The organism is Mycobacterium leprae TN (assembly GCF_000195855.1).
Classification (GTDB): domain Bacteria; phylum Actinomycetota; class Actinomycetes; order Mycobacteriales; family Mycobacteriaceae; genus Mycobacterium; species Mycobacterium leprae.
The window spans coordinates 1,528,794-1,549,189 of the sequence record NC_002677.1; the positions used below are offsets into that span (position 1 = coordinate 1,528,794).

A 20,396-nucleotide genomic window follows, 5' to 3' on the forward strand; every position below is an offset into this window, starting at 1 on the left:
GGTCCAGCTCCTTTCGGGAATTCTTAGGCGTTAGTGCGCGAAAGACAGCGGCGCTACTTCGTCATTGCCGGGCGCGGTGGTAGCTGCCGGTTCGGCGTCGTGCTCCTGCGACCCTTCGGTGACGTAACGTTTGAGCAGCCAGCACCAGATGACCGCGAGCACCGTGTAGACCAGGGTGAATGTCACCAGTGAGGTGATGACTATGCCGGAAGTGTGGTGCGAGACACCTGTCATAGACAGTGAGCCGGACCAGCTGATCGCCGGTTGGTTTGGGAGCGACGATCCAGGGCTGGCAGCCTATTTCAGTGAACACTCAGCCGGCGCTGTTGGCTAGGAACGGTGTGGGAATGGTCAGCAACGCCAGCCGAGCGAACCACCGCTGGTTGGGAATCTTGCCGCTGTGGGTGAGCTACAACGCCGTCAGTGCGAACAACACTGGAATCGTAAGCAGCCCGATAATTGCACGAAAGGATCAATAGGTGACGAATAGTTTGGGCCGGTAGTCATTTGGTCCTAATCTTTGTTGGTACCTCTGCTGGATGTCGCGTACATCGTGCAGTGTCACATTGCTGAATTGACTATTAGCGAGGAACGGCAGACCGTAGGGGATCTCGATCACACGGGTAATGCTTTCGCAGTTGTTGTGGGTGCCGACTGTGAGGATCGAGAAGTCCGGATCGGTTTCAGTGTCGCATAGTGATTCGGCCGAAACCATTTTCATCGGTTGCTGTTGGAACATCAATTTGACTTGGTGGTCACCGCTGAAGAACACGCCGATGGTGGCAAACAGCGCAATCCCGCTCCCCAGGATGGTTGCCGAGCGATACATGGTGCGGGCATCTGACTCGGACCCGGTTTGGTGGGAATTGACCAATAACCAGGCGCTAACTGCCGCGACAAACGTCCCAGCGGCCAGCAATGAGCCGGCGACAGCGTGCGAAAACGCTGCTTGCGCAGTGTTATTGCTGAGCAACACGGAAATGCTGGTCAACTCGGCCCGCCGGGTCGTTGGGTTGTAGTGCTCGCCTACCGGATGCTGCATGAACGAGTTCGCTACAAGCATGAAAAATGCGGACACGTTGACCGAAATTGCGACAATCCAGATGTACGCCAGGTGACTCAGCCGAGGTAACCTGCTCTACCCGAAGATCCACAGCCCGAGGAAGGTAGATTCGAAGAAAAGGCAGCCAGGCCCTCAAGTGCCAGCGGGGCGCCGAAGACGTCGCCGACGAACCGCGAGTAATCGCTCCAGTTCATCCCGAACGGAAATTCTTGGACGATCCCGGTTGCCACACCAATGACGAAGTTGATCAGGAACAGCTTGCCGAAGAATTCGGTTTAGTCGATACCACGTGGTGCTACCGAACTGTCACCGCGAAATACCGACGACGTTCATCGGCCATCTCCCGAGTCTACGGGGCCTGTTAGCTTGCTACGATGTAGTGTAGTAGGTGGCGTCGTTCGGCGCTACTGGCAATTTCACGTGGACTCGACGGCTCAAACGTGGGCTGTGCGTGATTCCTCGGCAAACAGGTCGCTGGAATCTTCGATGAATTTGCGGCTGATGAGATACCACATGCGCATGGTGCTTTATCCTTTATGATCTTGAGGCGACCGCCCTTTTCCTCCCTGAGGCACTGGTAAACCGTCTCGGGCACTTGAATGTGTTCCTACCGAGTTGGTGGATTCCATTCTGGATGCGATGTTGACCGCGTCGCCCACACGTCGTAGAAGAACCACCGAGACCTCGTCACACCGGTGATGACCTGGCCGTCGGCCAATCCAATCCGCATTGGCATTGCGAGGCTGTGCGGATCCTCCAGTTCGGCTGCAACATCAGCCATATCGATGGCAAAGTCCGCAAGCGCTTGTACATGGTCGGGACGTGGCCGTGGAACTCCGTTGACCACTGTGGTACATTTTAAAGTCACCGCTGACTTTGATTTTCTCCAGGCAGTGCTTATCCACCAGCGCATCGAAAGCGCTGTATAGCTGGCCCAGCAACCGCACCAGACCGGCCGGTCTGGTTTCCTTCGCGTGCAATGCTTAGTGAAGCTAACGATGTTGGAACACAGGACTGAGGCATCGTCGTATTTAATCGGCGATGACGGTTTGGTTGGGCTATTTGAGCCGCTTGGTTATGCTGGCCGGCAGCATGTTGGCTAACAAGGCTTCGGAGCAGTCTTATCGGGTTTCCATCACCACCTCGGCGCGCAGTGTCTCGTAAGGTGAACCACACTGTAGCGACCGCCATAACGCACGACGAGACTGTGGTGAGGACAAACCTATCGACTGGGCCCAGTCCTGGCTGTAGCTCGGTGTTACGCGGAACCAGGCATTCCAGCGCGATGACAAGCCCGGCACCAGTGTGGGCCGCTAGTGCCAACCGGCACACACACACACACACGATGCTTCTCAATGCTCAGTAGTACCAACAGATGGGCGCCTACGAGGAAGAAAAATGTAGAGCCCGAACCCGGTGCCCACGTCCCAACAGCTGGCGAAGACCGACATATATCGGCTATGTCGATATATGTCAACGCCGCTACTAGATCTGCGAAACGGTGCAGCAGCAGGACAAATTGTTAAGATTATCGTGTTGCTAACGTTGATCGAGCTGATCTGCCAGGACCATGCTTCGGCTAGAAATTGCACAATCACAAAACTCGCGTTAACCACCTCGACCAGCTAGGTGGTGAGGTACAGGCATGCGTTGTTGCCACGCCATAGTATCGGCGTAGTGCTGATTGCGTCCGCACGGTTGCGACACAGTCTGGGCGTTGCACTGAAACCGTTTGGTCCTTCCCGATGGGGCACCATCGGTTATCAACGGCTACGCCTAAAGCCTAGCCGCTGAGCTTAATGTTTACCCAGCGTAAGCGGTGAATTGCCGGCGGCTTCCGATAGTGCCCTCGGTGGGATTCGAACCCACACTGGACGGGTTTTGAGTCCGTTTCCTCTGCCAGTTGGGATACGAGGGCTTTACCCGGCTTAACTACCTTAGAGGAGCCTTCAACGGGTTCACCCTGCCCCCGAGATCGTTAGCCGCTGGCGGCCACGTCAGAATGACGTCATGACCGGACCCACGACCGACGCCGACGCCGCCACGCCGCACCGGGTTCTGATTGCTGAAGACGAAGCACTCATACGACTCGACCTGGCCGAGATGCTGCGAGATGAGGGGTACGACATCGTTGGAGAAGCCGCTGATGGCCAGGAAGCGGTCGAACTGGCAGAACGCCATAAACCCGACCTGGTGATCATGGATGTGAAGATGCCGCGCCGTGATGGGATCGACGCAGCATCGGAGATAGCCAGCAAACGCATCGCGCCGATCGTGGTGCTGACTGCGTTCAGTCAGCGCGACTTGGTTGAACGCGCACGCGATGCGGGGGCTATGGCCTACTTGGTTAAGCCTTTCACCATCAGCGATTTGATTCCGGCCATAGCATTGGCGATGAGCCGGTTTAGTGAGCTCACCGCGCTGGAACGCGAAGTCGCGACGCTGGCTGACCGGCTGGAGACCCGTAAGCTTGTTGAGCGAGCCAAAGGCCTACTGCAGGTCAAACAGGGCATGACTGAGCCCGAGGCGTTCAAATGGATTCAACGTGCCGCCATGGATCGGCGGACCACGATGAAACGGGTGGCTGAAGTTGTCCTGGAAACCCTTGACACTCCCAAAGACACCTAGGGCCGGGCCGGCAGCACGCTTGCGCAGCAAATTGCGAGAGAAAGCCCTTGAGCATGCCACGATTACCGACGAGTCATATACCGAACAAGCTCTGATTGGCGGTGATGTTGATCTTGGTCTGCTTGACTTGACGGCTGGTGGCTTTTCCACGGAGTTGCTTAGGTTAGCTCGCAGACCTGGGCGATCGCCTGGGCGGGAATGGTCTCGCCGAAGCACGCCACCCCCTTCCGACAGGCTGACCGGGATCTTCCCGTCTAGAGTGGTCGCGTCGCTGTGCAACAGCGTATCGGCTTCATCCTTGGCGCACAGACTCCAGGTGTTCATACCAGTAGAATTCCAATGCGGTGACAAAGTCGTAAGTCTTGGCTAGACTCAGGTGGTTGGGCCCGAGGCCAGCCTAGATATAGGCGGCTTCGAGAATCTGATCCTTGAACGCTCGGTCTGATGTTGGCGCAACAGCGGTGGAATCCGGTTGTGATGTACGGTAATTCGGGCGGGTGTTGCGGCTAGCGTGGGGTGACGGTGATAGCGCGCACTGATGTTATCGTTCGTACAGCGAGCTGAGGTATTGGCGGGCTAACTTTGTGCTGGCACTGATCGATCAGTGCCGCTGCGTCGCCAGAGGTAGCGTAGATATCCAGCAGTTGCAACGTATCGGCCGCCACTGAGCTGGCCAGTACATCGTAGACCAATGTCTCTTTGCAGAATTGGACATTGGGATTCTGTGGGCAATAACCGGGAATTCTTGACCTTCACCTGCGCGCAATCTTCGAGCGTGGCCCCGTACAGATCCATGCCATCCGCCGCCGCATGAGCAGCGCGAAATGCACCATTGGTAGCCCCAATGAGATGGAATCGCTGTCAGTTCGGATCGTTGCGGCGCTTGCCTCCTATTGGTGCAAAAAGCCCTTCGGCTTGGTATCGGCGCTGATGGCCAGTAGCGCCGTTGCAGAAAACAGTCAGGATCTGAGCCAACGCACTTTGCAGTGTCTGCGAACCGCTGGCCGTACGTGGCATAGCTCGAACTGGCCGGTACGTCGTTCCAGCCGAGTTTCTGCGCGAACGTGGCGACAGCAACGGAACCCAGATACTCGCTATGGATCGTGTCTGCACCAGTTACCAGCTGAATCGGCCGCCAGTCTAAATCAATTTCGGCGAGTGTGTCGCAGGCTGCGATTCCCTCGTATTCGGTGAATTCGCTGCTAGACTTTCCCCACGGGAGCATGCCGCCGGTGCGGAGGATCTACACTGGTGCCGGCGTGCTTATGTTCATGCGATTCTCCATCTGTGGACGATGCGTTAGATACGCATCGTCCAGCGTACAGCGGCATGGTAGTCAGCTCTATCTCGACACAAACCTTCAGTTCGGCGGTCAGTCTGCCGTCCTCGACCGGCCTTGTTCATACACGATTAGCCTCTTGCGGGTCAGCTCGACCGCGTCGACAACTCAAAGGATTCACAAGTGTGTCGCTGGGGTAGAGTGGAATTGAGACAGTTATTCTCGCTGGGGTGAAAAGACACAGGTGCTGCCTTTTTGGGGGCACTTGTTGTCGAGCAAATAGGGGTTTATAGGCATCGTCGGTGGCCAACCAATCCTCGATCGCCTGTGCTCGGTGGGTGACCTCTGGTATCGGGCTAGTGTACCGAGCTAAACTACAACACTGGAACGTATTGCAATTTTGCGGTGGAGCCGTGCGCACCTGTTCGTCGGTGATGTGCAATTTTGGGTGGTGGTGTTGTGGTGGGCTGGTGGGGTGTGGGTGGTTGATCTGCGCTAGAAGGTTGCCGTATGTGCCGCCGACGGCCGGATCATCGATGCACTGTTCACTAACACGATACTGCTGCACCCGGCGGCATGCCTGCTTGCTGGCTGAGGGCCGGTCAACAAGCCGCCGACACCGATACCAGCGGCAGAAATGGTGCAAGGGATAACATCAGGTGCGAATAGTTATACCGTGCACGGGGACGTGCCTGTTCAGGTGCGGCCACATTGACCACGCCGACACCTCAAGGCCATGACATGCACACTAAAACGCCCCTACCCCGCGGCGCTAACAACTATCCTCACACTCACGCCTGCATCGATATCGCCTTCAGCACAGCCCAGGTGCCCAGCCCCTGGCATCATCAACATGTAGACCAAGCAGCATCCACCACCGACATGCTTACGTGCGCCGCGCTAATCGTGTCCACTGCGGCAAAGCACACGAAGCCTCATCGAAAGCAGGCAGTCAGCCACCCACCAACAAAAACCCCGCAACACAGCAACAAACGATTTAGTCAACACTGTCGAACATGCGAGCGCGTAGTGCGCGCTTCACCGCGGTACGCTGAGCTTGCGCACCAAGAACAGGTCGAGCGCGGCATCCAGCGTCGAGGGCGATTTCCCAGCTCATCGGAACACCGCCGTGAGCCAACCTCAGGACGAGCAAACACCTGCTAGCTGCAGTAGGGACATCAGCTGTTCAGGGAGCACATGATTAGTTCACGCCGTTCTCGGAAGGTGCACGTCGGTGTCCAGCGGAGGAAGCCACTCGGTGGTTCAGGGTCGCAACCCAGGCTACGGACCCCTTATCAAGCCGATGTGCGCTCGCAAGGTCGGGTACCGATTAGGCAAACGCTACGCCCTTATCGCTAACTGCTGTTCGTGGCTGTTGGCAACATCCGACTGTGCCATATCGATGGAATTGTTGTCCGGAGCGGCTTGAAAACCCCGGATACCTTTATTTAGAAATGGAATTCACGATGGTACTTGATTAATGAAAAACCTTGGAGTTAATATGTTGGATGTACTAGCCTGGCTGATGTAGCGAGTAGATAGCGGTCGGGTAAAGCAGGCAAGCCAATTGATTCTGGCGAGTCTAGCCTCCGGTCTCAAGAACGGATACGCGTTGGTTCCCGATATCGGGGATTCCAAGGTGGTGCTGGGGCTGGGAACGTGATACGGGCGATCACATGCTTAGAGGAATGCTTCCTTATTGAGCAGCTGGTACGGAACGAGCAGCATCGACCCTACCGATGAACAGTGGCTGGGCAGGTCCAACTTTGCCGCAACTGTCAGGGAGTTAGGAGATCGCCAAAGGGGGTGCGCTGCGGTTGAGAATACCGTTAGCTCTCCATTTTCGCTGCTTGCTGTGAACACAGGTGATGCGCGGCGGGTGCTGTGGTAAGTTATTCCGAAATTGGTGGCATCACTACGGCGACGAACTGGTGGCGTTGCTGCAAGATATATTTGGTATTGAACGGTTTTCGGTTAGCTGCCATATAGAGGTTCCGGGGAGTCATGATCGAGAATATTCGCGATATGAGATGGCGCGCTTCTAGCAACATGTCCTTACAGCATCGCTTGTGCGATTGTCTGGGCCGTCATCTTGGTTGTGGTAGTTGGCGACTGGACGACGTCAACCACCAGAAGCTCGCTACCGAAACGGCGTTCCGGACGGTAATCTGACTAAATCACACAGTGTGTCCGAGGGGGGATTTGAACCCCCACGCCCATTAGTAGGGCACTAGCACCTCAAGCTAGCGCGTCTGCCATTCCGCCACTCGGACAAGACCCCAACCAAAGTTGGGCAGCTAAGGCTATCGGATTGGTCCGCGCCGGACCAACCTAGCTCGGCGCACCGAACCTGTCGAGCGAACCGACAAGCGGCTGCCGCAAGTCGTGCAGAAGACGAAGGTGTTGCGCTCGCTCGTCGTGGCGGTGGTAGGAAAGGTGACTGTGACAGTTGAGACCGACGTCCTAGTCAATCCGAGCGATGATGTGGTAGAGGTTGTCAGCAGGTTGATTCGTTTTGACACCACCAACACCGGTGACCCCGAGACCACACGGGGTGAGGCTGAGTGCGCGCAATGGGTAGCCTCCCAGCTAGCTGAGGTTGGCTACCAGCCTGAATATTTGGAATCCGGGGCACCCGGTCGAGGCAATGTGTTTGCCCGTCTTGCGGGTGAGGATAGTTCGCGCGGCGCCCTGCTTATCCATGGGCATCTCGACGTGGTGCCCGCGGAAACCGCCGAATGGAGCGTGCACCCATTTTCCGGTGCGGTCGAAGGAGGTCAGGTCTGGGGTCGCGGCGCGATCGACATGAAAGACATGGTGGGCATGATGATTGTGGTAGCCCGGCAGCTAAAGCAGGCCGGCATCGCGCCACCGCGAGACCTCGTATTCGCATTCGTTGCCGACGAAGAGCATGGTGGCAGTTACGGATCCCAATGGCTGGTCGATAACAGGCCCGATTTGTTCGACGGCGTCACCGAAGCTATCGGCGAAGTCGGCGGCTTTTCGTTAACTGTGCCGTGCCGCAACGGTGGTGAGCGTCGGCTCTACCTGATTGAGACGGCCGAGAAGGGCATGCAGTGGATGCGGCTGACCGCACGGGGCAGAGCGGGGCACGGCTCGATGGTGCACAATCAGAACGCGGTCACCGCGGTTGCCGAGGCGGTTGCGCGGCTGGGGCGCCATCAGTTTCCGCTCGTGACGACCGATACCGTGGTCCAATTTCTGGCCGCGATCAGCGAGGAAACTGGCCTCGAATTCGACATTGGGTCGCCCGACTTGGAAGGAGCGATCGAAAAGCTTGGCCCGATGGCTCGCATGTTGAAAGCCGTGCTGTATGACACCGCGAACCCGACGGTACTCAAGGCAGGATATAAGGTCAACGTGGTGCCGGCGACTGCGGAAGCTATGGTTGACTGTCGTATACTGCCCGGGCGGCAGGCGGCATTCGAGGCCGCGATCGATGAATTGATCGGTCCTGATGTGACTCGGGAGTGGATCAAGGACTTGCCCCCGTACGAGACTGCCTTCGACGGGGATTTGGTCGATGCAATGAACGCTGCTGTGCTGGCGGTCGACCCCGATGGTCGAACGGTGCCTTATATGGCTTCCGGCGGCACCGATGCGAAAGCTTTCGCGCGCTTGGGTATTCGCTGCTTCGGCTTTACTCCGCTGCGGTTGCCACCGGAATTGGATTTCACCGCGCTGTTTCACGGTGTCGACGAGCGGGTCTCCATCGATGCGCTCAAGTTTGGCATCGATGTGCTGGCGCACTTCCTGACACATTGCTAATCGCAAAGTATCAATCACGAGAGGATCGCCCATGAGTTTGCCGCCTGACCCGTATGCTGCATTGCCCAAGCTGCCGTCGTTTCACCTGACGTCGGATTCGATTACCGACGGCCAACCGTTGGCTACACCGCAGATCAGCGGTATCATGGGTGCGGGGGGAGCAGATGTCAGCCCTCAACTGAGCTGGTCGGGATTTCCGACCGAGACCTGTAGCTTTGCGGTCACCGTCTACGATCCCGACGCACCGACCCTATCTGGATTTTGGCACTGGGCAGTGGCCAATTTGCCTGCAGACGTCACCGAGTTGCCAGCAGGTGTGGGCAATGACGGTGAACTTCCGGCCGGAGCGTTGACGTTGATCAATGATGCGGGCATGCGCCGTTACATCGGCGCCGCTCCGCCGCCTGGCCACGGTGTGCACCGATATTACGTGGCGGTGCATGCCGTGCGGGTCCAAAAGCTCAATCTCAGCGAGGACGCAAGTCCGGCTTTTCTGGGATTCAATCTTTTCCAGCATGCAATAGCTCGCGCCGTCATCCACGGCACCTACGAACAGCACTAGCCGGGTCACAGCTGCGGCCGGTCGCGTTTTAAGGATAAATGTTGGACGGTTGTGACATAATCGTATATACGTTCGAACAATCCTAAGTGTGGCTTTAGATCGCCGTAGGATGTGGTGGCCCGGTTTGATGAGCTGTTCGAGCGACACTATCTGTCGACCACGCCGGAGTCTGCTTCACTGGCGGGTCTGGTCTGTTCTTTGTTCCGGGCGGAAAACCGGGAGACCGCAGTGCAGCCTGGTCGCTATTGGCGATTTGTTTGTCTATCGGCTGTCGCGCTGCTCGGACACCGAAGAGTGGGTGGTCGACGTAATGTAGGTGGTGACCGCTGAGTGGGTCGCGGCGTTGCGAATTAATTAGCCAGGAGCTGACCTGGAGTCGGCTGCGGTATGTCTGGGCAATGCGCGATTGGTTGCCGAAGCTGGCGGAAATCTTCACAGCTGGTGACATTGACCTTCCGACATTTTTCGGACGATGGTGTACCGTACCTATCGGATCATCGGTCGCGAGGTGTTCGCGGTGGTGAATAAACAGCTGGCTGTCGTCAAGATGCCGCGTTGGTCGTCGATGACTCAGGGGTCGGCTGGCCGGCCAATCGTGGCTAAGGCCGATGCGGTGTGCGCAGTGTCAGGTCGATCGCGGGATGTGGCTTGAGGATTGCGCAGAGGGTGTCTCGGGGATCCACAGCAGCCTGTTGACTCTCGACGCGCACGCCTTCGCTAAACGGTTGACCGCGTTGGCGGCCACGATGGATGTGTGAGGGTATGATCTAAGAGGTCCTGAGCAGCGCTGCTGCGCTGACGTTTGGGCCCGTCGTTGGTGGGGTCCGGTGCTGATCGGCTAGGGTGTTGTTGCGGCCGGCACGACTGTGTGGCTGGGAAGTGACCTGCCTCAACGTCTGTGGTGATTCATAATGATTGCTGAGCAAGTCATGATCGAGAGCGGCGGCTCGGCGCCGGCGTCCCAATTGGACGCTGATGAGCTTATCGCACTCGACGTCGTTGCAGCGCTGGTTTATAAGTTGGTCCAAGTTGGTGTCGTTGGTCCACCCGACCGATGCTCCGCCCGAGCCGGGGTATGTGCCGTTGAGGACGTTGGCAGCTTTTGTGCGCTCTGCCAGTATTTGACGTGTCGTTGGCACAGCTGTTGCCAGCCTGTCTGAACTGCGATCTCAACTACACCATTGCGTACGCCGATGGCTGGCCAACGCATGGGTTCAACTTGCAGTGCTCTTGCCTGCAACCCACCATCTGGTGAAGACGTTCTGGGGCTGGTGGTGGCCAGTAGATGCCCGACGGAAGGACGACTTTGCTCTCGCTATCGGAGAGAACCGACGTCACCGCGTCGGGCAGCGCGCTGCTGTTTCCGAGTTTGTGCCTGTCCACCGGCCGGTATGCTGGCACCGAAGCCGGTCCTTTACTGAATTTTACTGAGGCAACCAGAGCGCTTTGGTGCCCAACGCCGCCGTATTCGCGGGCAAGACCGGGCCCATCGCATAGCCACCGAACGCCGACACAACCACACGGCTTGTGTCCGGCGGGCTGAGTGCTCGAGCTACCTCCGACCGGCCCACCCGGAACCGACAATCATCCATAACCATTCTGATAGCGCCGCCTGTTGGATCGGCGGTCGGTGGAAGTGATCGAGGTACCCAGCCTGGAACATCCTCGTACACGAGTTAACAACTGGTACGCCGGCTATCGTGGTAGAGGGTGCCGGCCAGCCTGAGCTGGTGTTTGCGACCGAATCAGAAGTAGCGACTCTGTAGAAGATCGTGCACCACACATGGCATGTGGAACTATAGGTGTACCACCGATCGAAAGTGAACTGTTCTGGAGCTGTCGGAGATTATTGGTTCATGTCACTTCGGTCGGGGTGGCTGTCTGCTGGTAGCGCTGTTCGTATGCGACTGGTGGTCGGTATTGGATTGATATTGATGAGGTGGAGTCTCGATCGTGTTGTACTAGTGCACCCAGGAGGTGGTTTCCCGTTCCAGTTCGACGCGACCGGTGAAGGTCGCATGTTGGTCGATTAATTCAGATTTGTACCGTCCCTATAGCAGAATCCATAAACACGTTGTCCAAAGCGTCGCCGACACTGCTGATGGATCCGGCGATACCGGCCTCGTGCAGCGCCTCGGTGAACGCGATCGACGTATATTGATCCCGCGTCCAAGTGATGAATCAAATCGGTTATAGAGAATGGAGCTATGTGCAATAGGGGGTGAGTAGCGTCTGCTCAAGCACCGATGTGACCAAGCACCCGCGGTCTTGCTGGTCATCACCTGCCAGCCCAGGATGGGGTGGGAGAACACGTCCACACAAAACGTGGTATGGCACACCCTTTGCAGCGTCCACACATATGTGCAATCCCTTACCTGCCACTGATCCGGGTAATGACAGCATTGAGCAGGAACGATCGAGCCGGTCGGGATGCTGCGGCGGCGAAGACTTGTCGTACTCAGTCGTACGAATGCTGCACTTATTGCAGCCTACATCGTCAATACCGGCGATACACATCAGCCGTGTCGCCCTGTCTGGACCTCAACTGTGACCTGCGTGTGTAGTGGCGGGCTAAAGCCTGTGCACACAGTAAGATCGGTAGGTTAGCCATCCACAGATCAAACAGGATCTTGCCGTCGTACGTGTCGGTAAGATCGGCTGCCCGCACAAAACCCTGCTGCTTGACGGTGTAGTAGGTAGACGGGGGGACCTGCACGTCAGCCTGCTCAAACATGTACATGACAGATTGGATCGACCCGCATTCTTCGCGGTGGACATTGATGTACTCTGCAAAGAATTGCGCGCGAAAGGATCACCGCAGTCGGCGATCGACTTCCGCCGCGGTGAAAAACGCGTTCGCTATTCGCAGAATCTCGTTGACAAGCTTCAATTCTTGCACTTCACGCTCACGCTCGGCCTAATCGCGCCTCTGGCTACCACCGGAGCCCACCTGACTTCTCCCGCTATCCTCGTTGCCGCTCCCACAACTCCCGCGAGTACTTCCACTGTGATGCCATCCATACTTACCCTCTCCCTGTACAAAAAGCCTCCAGCGAAACCAAGAAACAATTCAAGACTTCACCCAATATGCATTACAGGAAATTGTGCGCCAGGTGGTCAACGTCGAAAAATGGAGCGATCGTTGGACCAGATACCGCAGGACATCTGTATGATTTCTCGGTACGTCAAGAATTTTGACGCACACCGTTGCTGGGGAATCACCAATGCCTCTGACGAGGTCAAGGAGTCCATTGCGGATCTGTGAAGTGGGCTAGCTCGGGCAGAAAAGATCTGTGTGTAGTTACTCCTCTTTGCCTGCTTAGCGATTGCACAGACACAAAAGTGAATTATTGATAGTAGTGCATCTCAGCAGAAACGGCAAACGATGAGGACAAAAATTTTGTCGTGTTGAGATATCGCTGACAATGCAGATCATTGCCGGAGACGGCTTGCTGAAAGATATGAGAAAGTTCGGATTTTTTGTCGTGCAAGAATAGTTTTCACCGTGCACAGGAGCCAATCATGACGATTGCATCCGCAACCTGGAGCGCTAGGTTGTCAAGGAGTATTTTGAGCTGGCTGTGGAGTTTCCTTATGCTGTCCCGTCCATCTCGGGTCTGCCGACCGTCTAGGACATTGTGCAAGATGGACGTTACAGTGGCGTAAAACTGTCAAGTTGTGCATGAGAGAGAACGATATGCTAATGGTGTGACTGTATATATGCCAGATAGTTGGGCCGCCAATTTTTACTCGTATGCTAGCTTAGCTAAAGGGATGAGAAGGAAGGAGAATCCCATGGCGAAGGAGGCTCCAAAAGTGCACGCGGTGCAGAAAGAATAGATGCCGAGAGGCGTTCCGGCGATGCGAATCGAGCAGAAGCCAGACGTGACCAGCTAGCTTAGCAAGCCTGCCGGCAGCAGCGATGAGAGGTAGCCGTGGTATATACGTTGATGGGGTTGCTCGCTTAGTCACACCTGTCCCTGCTATTTGCATGTGTACTATAGACCGAATACTGCTGGTGACCAGCGGTATTCAATGTACCAGGCGGAACTTTGCAGCAAATTGATAGATTCCCAATGTACTTGGGCTTTCGGGGATTTGGTCTATCGATACTGAGGGAAAATAATTCAATTCCGCTGCGGCACAACGTGATCATCTGCGGTACGCTAATTCATATTAGCCTATCTTTGTAGGTTATTAGCAGGTATTTCTTCTGGTAGCTCTCAATATCACGAATCAGCCTGGTGTAGTTGAATATCGGTTATATATCAGAAGATATATTTCTTTGTTACCAATCAATGTTCCCGTGCTCTGGACCTATCGGGACATGTCAACTAGAAACTCGGCAGTGGTCATGGGGCTAGAAAGTTGATAAAAGTCAATTCAGATCGGTCCCGCAAGAGCTAAAAAAATGAGAATTAGCTCATTCAAGAATTGAGTGGGATTCACTTTAGTCCATAATCAAAGTGGAAATTGTGCTTCAGCCTATTATTTTCGTGCCGATTAATGAGCTCTAGACTTGGATATTTGGATAGATATTCTTGCACATATATTCGGTGTTGTTCTAAATTTTTTGCGATTGTGCGGTTCGATTAACGTAATTTTATATTGAGTGCTATCATAAGTTGATTACCTTGCGTGACAACAAGACCCACTAGAGCATCAGGATGTCGATAGGTATTGCACTGATCTCGTCTTAGCGGGATTCGTATATTCAACAGGTAGAACGTTAACGCGACGGCGAGGTCATAGCACGCGATTCCGAATGGGGGATTCCAGCTGACGAAGGCCGGAACGTCGACAAATCGGATGTGATAGACAGGGGGTATAGCCACCGGCGATAGCATCACGTTTACGCTGGCAATGGTCCCCGGAGGAATGTGACGAGTGGCGGATGCCACACTGCTACTTGTCACCTTAGTTACTCGCAGTGCATTATCGCAATTTTTGCTAAGGAATCGCGGTTGCACACGCCCAGACCGCGATGTTCTCGGCGTTGATGCGAGTGCACACATCCAGGATTGGGAGACCACGCGCCACACCAACATCGACAAGCTGACTTTGTCCTGCGGATTTCATCGCCCCGAGAAGCTGCTATGCGACGAAGCTACAGATGACCAGGATACGGTGGCATTATCTATCCTGGCGGTCACTCCGATTTGGCGGTCGCCGACCCGACCGCGTCGCGCAGTGAGGCGAACCCGCCGTCATGAAGCCGGCGTGCGATGCCGTCGTGAATGTGTTTGGGCCAGAATCCCCCGCCGTAGATGAATCCGGTATAGCCCTGGAGCAGCGAGGCGCCCGCTGTGATGCGATCCCATGCGTCGTCGGCAGTTTCGATGCCTCCCACGCTGATGAGCACCAGACGGTCACCGACCCGTCCGTAGAGCCGGCGCAACACCTCGACAGCGCGGCGCGCCACCGGCGGCCCCGAGATGCCACCTGCCCCCAGCGCATCGATTCCCGGTGTCACCAAGCAGTCACGCGATACTGTGGTGTTGGTTGCCACGATGCCTGCTAGCCTAAGTTCGACGGCTAGGTCTGTGATGTCGTCGATCTCGGAATCGGAGATATCGGGTGCAATCTTGACCAGCACTGGTACTGAGGTCTCAGCCAGGACTCCCAACAAGATGGCCCGAAGCGACTCGACTGCTTGTAGGTCGCGAAGCCCCGGGGTATTCGGGGAGCTGACATTGACAACCAGATACGAGGCCAGCGGGCCGACCAGCCGGGCGCTGGCCCGGTAGTCATCGACAGTATGGGAGGCCGGGGTTGCCTTAGTCTTGCTGATGTTCACCCCGATAGGCACTTCGGGGCGGTGGTGGGCGAGCTGGATAGCCAGCGCTCCGGCGCCGTTATTGTTGAACCCCATCCTGTTCAGCAGAGCGCGGTCGGCGGGCAGCCGGAACATGCGCGGGGCCGGGTTGCCGGGCTGTGGGTACGCGGTGACGGTTCCGACTTCAGCATAACCGAACCCTAATGCACCCCAGGCAAGCAGCCCCATGCCGTCCTTGTCGAAGCCCGCTGCCAGCCCCAGCGGTCCGGGGAAGCGGACCCCAAAAACCGTGCTGGCCAGCACCGGATCCGTCGGTCCCAGTACCCAGCGCAGCAACCGGCGCAGCACAGCGATGGAGGTTACGCAACGCAGCATGGCAAAAACCAGTGTGTGTATCCGCTCGGGTGGGGTCAGGAACAGCAGCCGGCGTACGACCCGGTACATCACAGTTCCGGCTAGCCAGGTCACCGGTCGGAGCCTGTGTTTTCTAGACGAGAGTTATTGCGGCGCAACAATGTCCTCCTACTGCCGTCGGTGTAGATCCGCACCTTGATCAGCTCCCAACCGCAATATTCAGCCTCGATGGACAGCCGGGTCGATGCGTTAAGCGTGGTCAATTCTGACGGCAGGTGCAACGGCACCCATTCGTACTCGTTAGACATCTCAGCGTCCCAACCGGCGGGTAGCCGGCTCCGCGGTGGCGCCAGTCGGTTGCTCAACGTGTACCTACTGCGTGTTCGATGATCTGCACTCCCGCGCCCGACTCCGATACCACATACAAGGTGTCTGACGCTTCGTCAAAAGCCAACGAATTGGGTTGCTGCACGGTTGGATAACTTACCTTTTCGACAGGGATTCCGGTGGTTAGATCGTAACCAATAACGATGTTAGAGGCGGTTTGAGATACCCAGGCCAACGTGCGGGATCCGGCTAGCCCGTACGGGGCGTGGCGCACAGGATAGGTCTGGCGCAAGATTAGCGGGTCAATAGTATACACCAATAGCTGGCCACTGCGGGTGTCGGCGACTAAAATACGGCCCAGCGGATCAGCGGCCAGCGTGGTTGCGCCTTCGCCGGCTCGCAGCGCTTGCTGGACATGACCGTCGGCTCCTATTGTCGTTATTGACGTCTGTCCACTATCCAGCACTACCGTGTTATTTCTTTGGGTTGCGAGGGAATCGATACGAGCAAAGATCTTGTTTCGGTTGCTAGCGGTAGCGGTGTTGGTTCCAGGTGCCGTCGCGGCAAGAGTGTAGACGGTGCCGTCGGCGCTGCCCAGAACCAACTTGGCGTCCGCTCGGCGTGCGATTGCGGTGAATTTGGCGTGTCCAGCGTCGGTTACGTTCACTTGTGAGGTATGGCCGCCTTCGAGATCGACCACGAAGTAGCCACCGTGCGAGGCAAGATAGGCGGTGCCGTGGTCGTCGCTGGTCAACGCGGTTGCAGGCCCCGGTAGAACGATCACGCGTGGCTGAGTGTGTGCGTCATCGAAAACGGTAACGCTGGCGGGCGCAGCGGGATCGGTGCCTGGGCACAGGACCGCCAACAGGTGACTGCCGCTGTCGAATATCACACCCTGCGGGTGGCCGCCCAGTGGTCGCACTACACCCACAGGTTTCTGTGACACCGGCGGTGAGTCGGCCGGCTGCGCGGGTTCGATAGTGGGTGGGGAGCTATCAAGCCGATCCGACGAACATCCGGTCATGAGTGCTAGCAACACGCCAGCTAAACAGTGTTGAACTGTTCGCTTATCCGGCGACAGCAACGGCTAACCCTAAAATACTATACATCAAACTCGAATTCTAAGGAACGATGGTGCATCATTGTATTCAATCTGGGATGCTACAATATGTACCGGTTCGGGATGAGGTATCTTGACAGTATGACTGTCACCGTTGACCGGCATGTGGCAGGCAACGAGTTTACCGTCGAGGAGATTTCGACGGGAATTTTCGCCAGCGGGTATGGACAAGTCGGTGATGGACGCAGTTTTTCATTCCACATCGAGCACTGGTCGTTAGTCGTAGAAATTTACCGGACACGATTGGCCGGGCTTGTTCCGCAGACTGAAGAAGTAGTCCCGAGGGCGATCCGCGGGCTGGTCAACATCGACCTCACCGACGAACGCAGCCTGGCTGCGGCGGTGCGAGATTTGGTCGCACGCACGTTAACGGTCTCAGGTTAGTCGCATCAGGTACCGGCTGCCACCAGGTACGGTCGTCGTCGTGACTGCGGTTTCGGCGATGTCCTGGTGGCAAGTCATCGTTTTGGCCGTGGTGCAAGGTCTCACGGAGTTCCTGCCGGTGTCATCCTCGGGTCACCTGGCGATTGTGTCGCGGATCTTGTTCACTGGCGATGCTGGCGCCTCATTCACCGCGGTCAGCCAACTGGGCACTGAGGTCGCGGTGCTGGTGTACTTCGGACGCGACATCGTACGCATTCTCCATGCCTGGTGTAGAGGCCTGACCGTCACGTTGCACCGCACCGCGGACTATTGGTTGGGCTGGTATGTGATCATCGGGACCATCCCAATCTGCATCCTGGGCCTGGTGTGCAAGGACGAGATCCGCTCGGGAATTCGTCCTCTGTGGGTCGTAGCGACCGCGTTGGTGGCGTTTTCGGGGGTAATCGCCTTCGCTGAGTATGTCGGGCGTCAGAATCGTTGTATCGAGCAGCTGAACTGGCGTGACGCTCTGGTGGTAGGAGTGGCCCAAACGCTTGCGTTGATTCCTGGTGTCTCACGATCCGGCTCGACTATCAGCGCTGGGCTGTTTCTCGGACTAGATCGTGAATTGGCCGCCCGATTCGGCTTCCTCCTGGCCATACCCGCTGTGTTCGCGTCCGGGTTGTTCTCGATACCGGACGCCTTCCATCCTATCACTGAGGGTATGAGTGCCACCGGCGCGCAGCTGCTGGTGGCCACTGTGATCGCATTTGTCGTCGGTTTGGTTGCGGTGTCCTGGTTGCTGCGGTTTCTGGTGCAGCACAACCTGTACTGGTTCGTCGGCTACCGGATAGTCGTCGGCGTGGGTGTACTGATCCTGCTGGCGGTCAAGACGGTAGCTGCGACATGACGGTCATTTTGTTGCGGCACGGGCGGTCCACATCGAATACCGCAGGTGTTTTAGCTGGTCGGGCCGATGGGGTCGACCTCGACGACAGGGGCCGCGAGCAAGCCGTCGGTCTGATAGACCGGATCGCTGAATTACCGATTCGGGCGGTGGTATGCTCGCCACTACTACGGTGTCGACGTACCATCAATCCGCTCGCCGAAACGCTGTGCCTTGAGCCGTTCATCGATGACCGGTTGTCCGAAGTGGATTACGGAGAATGGACAGGTCGCAGCATCGGTGACTTGGCCAAGGAGCCGTTATGGCAGGTAGTTCAGGCACATCCCAGCGCCGCGGTGTTTCCCAGCGGGGAGGGGTTGGCTCAGGTGCAGGTGCGCGCGGTGGCCGCGATCCGTGAATACGACCGGCGATTCACTTCAGAACACGGTGGTGACACGCTTTGGGTCGCCTGTACTCACGGTGACGTCATTAAGGCGGTGATCGCCGACGCGTTCGGCATGCATCTGGATAGCTTTCAACGTGTCATCGCCGACCCGGGATCAGTGAGTGTGATCCGCTACACTCAGCTGCGGCCGTTTGTGCTGCACGTCAACCACACTGGTGCGCAGTTGTCGTCGGCGTTGCGGGCCGCGATGAAGCCTTCAGGTGAGTCCCACAGTGATTCTTGTGGCGAGCGCTCAGGAGAGATACGGAACGAACCGGATGCTGCGGTGCCGTCTGGTGATGCGGTACTCGGCGGCTCCGCCGACTAGTTCTTTCGGAGCCGGTTCGGTTTGCGCCCGCGTCCGGATCACACCTTGGGCCCAACTGCCGGTATTTTGGAGATGCCATGGCCCGCGCAATTCACGTCTTCCGCACACCCGACCGCTTCGTGGCCGGGACTGTTGGCCAGCCCGGGAATCGCACCTTTTACATCCAAGCGGTGCACGACTCTCGGGTGGTGTCAGTGGTTTTGGAAAAGCAGCAGGTTGCGGTGCTTGCAGAACGCATCGGTGCGTTGCTCCTCGAGGTGCATCGCAGGTTCGGCACCCCGGTGCCCCCGGAGCCCGCTGAGATCAATGACCTTAACCCACTGGTTATGCCGGTGGACGCCGAGTTCCGGGTCGGCACCATGGGCCTAGGCTGGGATTCGGAAGCGCAGACCGTGGTGGTGGAGTTGCTGGCCGTTACTGACGCTGAGTTCGACGCCTCCGTGGTGCTCGATGACACCGATGAGGGTCCCGACGCGGTGCGGGTGTTCCTGACGCCGGAGTCGGCACGACAGTTCGCCACTCGCTCTAACCGTGTCATCTTGGCGGGACGTCCACCGTGCCCACTGTGCGACGAACCGTTGGACCCTGAGGGGCACGTCTGTGCGCGCACCAACGGCTATAAGCGCAGCGCGTTGCTCGGGCCTAAAGATGATGACACCGAATGGTGATGAGCATGAGGTGTTGCGGAACGGCGAACTGACGGTCCTTGGACGCATCCGTTCGGCCAGCAATGCCACTTTTTTGTGCGAATCCACGCTGGACCAGCGCAGCGTGCATTGCGTCTACAAGCCGGTTTCCGGTGAGCAGCCGCTGTGGGATTTTCCGGAAGGAACTTTAGCTGGCCGCGAACTGAGTGCATACCTGGTTTCGACTGACTTGGGGTGGAATATTGTTCCCTATACGGTAATTCGTGACGGGCCGGCAGGTCCTGGCATGCTGCAGCTGTGGGTGCAACAGCCCGGTGACGTTGCCGACTCCGCTCCCCGGTCCGGGCCCGACATGGTTGACTTATTTCCCGCCGACAAGCTGCAGTCGGGGTATCTGCCGGTGTTGCGGTCCTACAACTATGCCGGCGACGAGGTCATCTTGATGCACGCCGACGACACCCAGTTGCGGCGACTGGCAGTATTCGACGTGTTGATCAACAACGCCGATCGTAAGGGTGGTCACATCCTTTACGGCCTCGACGGCCACGTGTACGGGGTTGACCATGGTGTGTCTCTGCATGTCGAAGACAAATTGCGCACAGTGTTATGGGGTTGGGCCGGTAAGCCGATCGATAACCAAACCCTAGAGGAGGTCGCCGGGTTGGCTGACGCCCTTAGCGGCCCGTTGGCCGATACGCTTGCCGGGCAGATTACCTGGGCAGAAATCATCGCTTTGCGTAGGCGTGCGTACGCGATGTTAGACAACCCGGTGATGCCCGGACCGAACCGGGATCGTGCCATTCCATGGCCGGCATTTTAAGGACTAGCT

General features: G+C 57.1%; 17 protein-coding genes, 2 tRNA genes and 3 pseudogenes. 11 read left to right on the forward strand and 11 right to left on the reverse strand.

Features of this window, described 5'->3' with window-relative positions:
- Nucleotides 1–30: 30 nt before the first annotated feature.
- The 3 genes and pseudogenes from ML_RS17385 to ML_RS17395 all read right to left on the reverse strand — a co-directional run.
- A pseudogene (locus tag ML_RS17385) lies at nucleotides 31–1,351 on the reverse strand (cytochrome ubiquinol oxidase subunit I); the annotation flags it as partial.
- A 319-nt stretch (nucleotides 1,352–1,670) separates the two neighbouring features.
- Nucleotides 1,671–1,910 carry an adenylate/guanylate cyclase domain-containing protein gene (locus ML_RS17390; RefSeq protein WP_269147096.1) on the reverse strand — a complete coding sequence of 80 codons (240 nt, stop codon included), beginning with the start codon at nucleotides 1,908–1,910 and terminating at the stop codon, nucleotides 1,671–1,673.
- Entirely contained in the window at nucleotides 1,837–2,010 is a 174-nt protein-coding gene (locus ML_RS17395; RefSeq protein WP_269147079.1) for an adenylate/guanylate cyclase domain-containing protein, read from the reverse strand. The genes ML_RS17390 and ML_RS17395 overlap by 74 nt, the downstream gene beginning before the upstream one ends.
- 94 nt (nucleotides 2,011–2,104) lie before the next feature.
- Here ML_RS17395 and ML_RS17400 point away from each other — a divergent pair, with 94 nt between their 5' ends.
- On the forward strand, nucleotides 2,105–2,227 hold the full coding sequence (locus ML_RS17400; RefSeq protein WP_269147080.1) for a hypothetical protein: 123 nt from the start codon (nucleotides 2,105–2,107) through the stop codon (nucleotides 2,225–2,227).
- Nucleotides 2,228–2,269: 42 nt separating this feature from the next.
- On the opposite strand, the pseudogene ML_RS17965 reads toward ML_RS17400, so the two are convergent.
- The 3 genes and pseudogenes from ML_RS17965 to ML_RS06465 all read right to left on the reverse strand — a co-directional run.
- Nucleotides 2,270–2,407: pseudogene (locus tag ML_RS17965) on the reverse strand (hypothetical protein); the annotation flags it as partial.
- Between the two features lie 8 nt (nucleotides 2,408–2,415).
- Nucleotides 2,416–2,679 (reverse strand): hypothetical protein, encoded by a 264-nt coding sequence (locus ML_RS18925; RefSeq protein WP_414085536.1) that lies wholly within the window; start codon nucleotides 2,677–2,679, stop codon nucleotides 2,416–2,418.
- A gap of 228 nt (nucleotides 2,680–2,907) precedes the next feature.
- Nucleotides 2,908–2,981 (reverse strand) — tRNA-Leu (locus ML_RS06465).
- Between the two features lie 92 nt (nucleotides 2,982–3,073).
- On the opposite strand from ML_RS06465, the gene ML_RS06470 reads away from it, so the two are divergent.
- Complete coding sequence (locus tag ML_RS06470; protein ID WP_010908245.1) at nucleotides 3,074–3,691, forward strand: ANTAR domain-containing response regulator; 618 nt, start codon at nucleotides 3,074–3,076, stop codon at nucleotides 3,689–3,691.
- Nucleotides 3,692–3,745: 54 nt separating this feature from the next.
- Here the strand turns inward: ML_RS06470 and ML_RS15770 are convergent.
- Both ML_RS15770 and ML_RS06480 read right to left on the reverse strand, forming a co-directional pair.
- Nucleotides 3,746–4,916 (reverse strand): annotated as a pseudogene (locus ML_RS15770) (lipid-transfer protein); the annotation flags it as partial.
- A 2,241-nt stretch (nucleotides 4,917–7,157) separates the two neighbouring features.
- A tRNA-Leu gene (locus ML_RS06480) sits at nucleotides 7,158–7,243 on the reverse strand.
- Between the two features lie 169 nt (nucleotides 7,244–7,412).
- Here ML_RS06480 and ML_RS06485 point away from each other — a divergent pair.
- The 4 genes from ML_RS06485 to ML_RS17405 all read left to right on the forward strand — a co-directional run bounded on the left by ML_RS06485 (nucleotide 7,413) and on the right by ML_RS17405 (nucleotide 12,586).
- The gene (locus tag ML_RS06485; RefSeq protein ID WP_041323826.1) at nucleotides 7,413–8,759 is read left to right on the forward strand and encodes a M20/M25/M40 family metallo-hydrolase; all 1,347 of its coding nucleotides are present in this window, start codon (nucleotides 7,413–7,415) and stop codon (nucleotides 8,757–8,759) included.
- Nucleotides 8,760–8,790: 31 nt separating this feature from the next.
- Nucleotides 8,791–9,321: a YbhB/YbcL family Raf kinase inhibitor-like protein gene (locus ML_RS06490; protein WP_010908247.1), complete on the forward strand. Its 531-nt coding sequence runs from the start codon at nucleotides 8,791–8,793 to the stop codon at nucleotides 9,319–9,321.
- A gap of 472 nt (nucleotides 9,322–9,793) precedes the next feature.
- Entirely contained in the window at nucleotides 9,794–9,973 is a 180-nt protein-coding gene (locus tag ML_RS15775) for a hypothetical protein (RefSeq protein ID WP_064430469.1), read from the forward strand.
- Between the two features lie 2,478 nt (nucleotides 9,974–12,451).
- On the forward strand, nucleotides 12,452–12,586 hold the full coding sequence (locus ML_RS17405) for a hypothetical protein (protein ID WP_269147081.1): 135 nt from the start codon (nucleotides 12,452–12,454) through the stop codon (nucleotides 12,584–12,586).
- A 1,884-nt stretch (nucleotides 12,587–14,470) separates the two neighbouring features.
- On the opposite strand, the gene ML_RS06505 is transcribed toward ML_RS17405, so the two are convergent.
- From ML_RS06505 to ML_RS06515, 3 genes are read right to left on the reverse strand one after another with little or no spacing between them, the layout of a single operon-like run.
- Nucleotides 14,471–15,541 (reverse strand): quinone-dependent dihydroorotate dehydrogenase, encoded by a 1,071-nt coding sequence (locus ML_RS06505; RefSeq protein ID WP_049769939.1) that lies wholly within the window; start codon nucleotides 15,539–15,541, stop codon nucleotides 14,471–14,473.
- 20 nt (nucleotides 15,542–15,561) lie between these two features.
- Nucleotides 15,562–15,759, reverse strand: a complete 198-nt coding sequence (locus ML_RS06510; RefSeq protein WP_049769940.1) for a DUF5703 family protein — start codon at nucleotides 15,757–15,759, stop codon at nucleotides 15,562–15,564.
- Between the two features lie 53 nt (nucleotides 15,760–15,812).
- A complete protein-coding gene (locus ML_RS06515) occupies nucleotides 15,813–16,862 on the reverse strand; it encodes a YncE family protein (RefSeq protein ID WP_041322687.1) in 1,050 nt (349 codons plus the stop codon).
- 117 nt (nucleotides 16,863–16,979) lie between these two features.
- Between ML_RS06515 and ML_RS06520 the strand changes: the two genes are divergently transcribed.
- The 5 genes from ML_RS06520 to ML_RS06540 all read left to right on the forward strand — a co-directional run bounded on the left by ML_RS06520 (nucleotide 16,980) and on the right by ML_RS06540 (nucleotide 20,387).
- A complete protein-coding gene (locus ML_RS06520) occupies nucleotides 16,980–17,282 on the forward strand; it encodes a hypothetical protein (protein WP_041322689.1) in 303 nt (100 codons plus the stop codon).
- A gap of 58 nt (nucleotides 17,283–17,340) precedes the next feature.
- On the forward strand, nucleotides 17,341–18,171 hold the full coding sequence (locus ML_RS06525; RefSeq protein WP_041323829.1) for an undecaprenyl-diphosphate phosphatase: 831 nt from the start codon (nucleotides 17,341–17,343) through the stop codon (nucleotides 18,169–18,171).
- Nucleotides 18,168–18,920, forward strand: a complete 753-nt coding sequence (locus ML_RS06530) for a histidine phosphatase family protein (RefSeq protein ID WP_010908253.1) — start codon at nucleotides 18,168–18,170, stop codon at nucleotides 18,918–18,920. Before ML_RS06525 ends, ML_RS06530 begins: the two co-directional genes overlap by 4 nt.
- A gap of 77 nt (nucleotides 18,921–18,997) precedes the next feature.
- On the forward strand, nucleotides 18,998–19,588 hold the full coding sequence (locus ML_RS06535; protein ID WP_010908254.1) for a DUF3090 domain-containing protein: 591 nt from the start codon (nucleotides 18,998–19,000) through the stop codon (nucleotides 19,586–19,588).
- A complete protein-coding gene (locus tag ML_RS06540) occupies nucleotides 19,572–20,387 on the forward strand; it encodes an SCO1664 family protein (RefSeq protein ID WP_330944710.1) in 816 nt (271 codons plus the stop codon). The genes ML_RS06535 and ML_RS06540 overlap by 17 nt, the downstream gene beginning before the upstream one ends.
- Nucleotides 20,388–20,396: the final 9 nt, after the last annotated feature.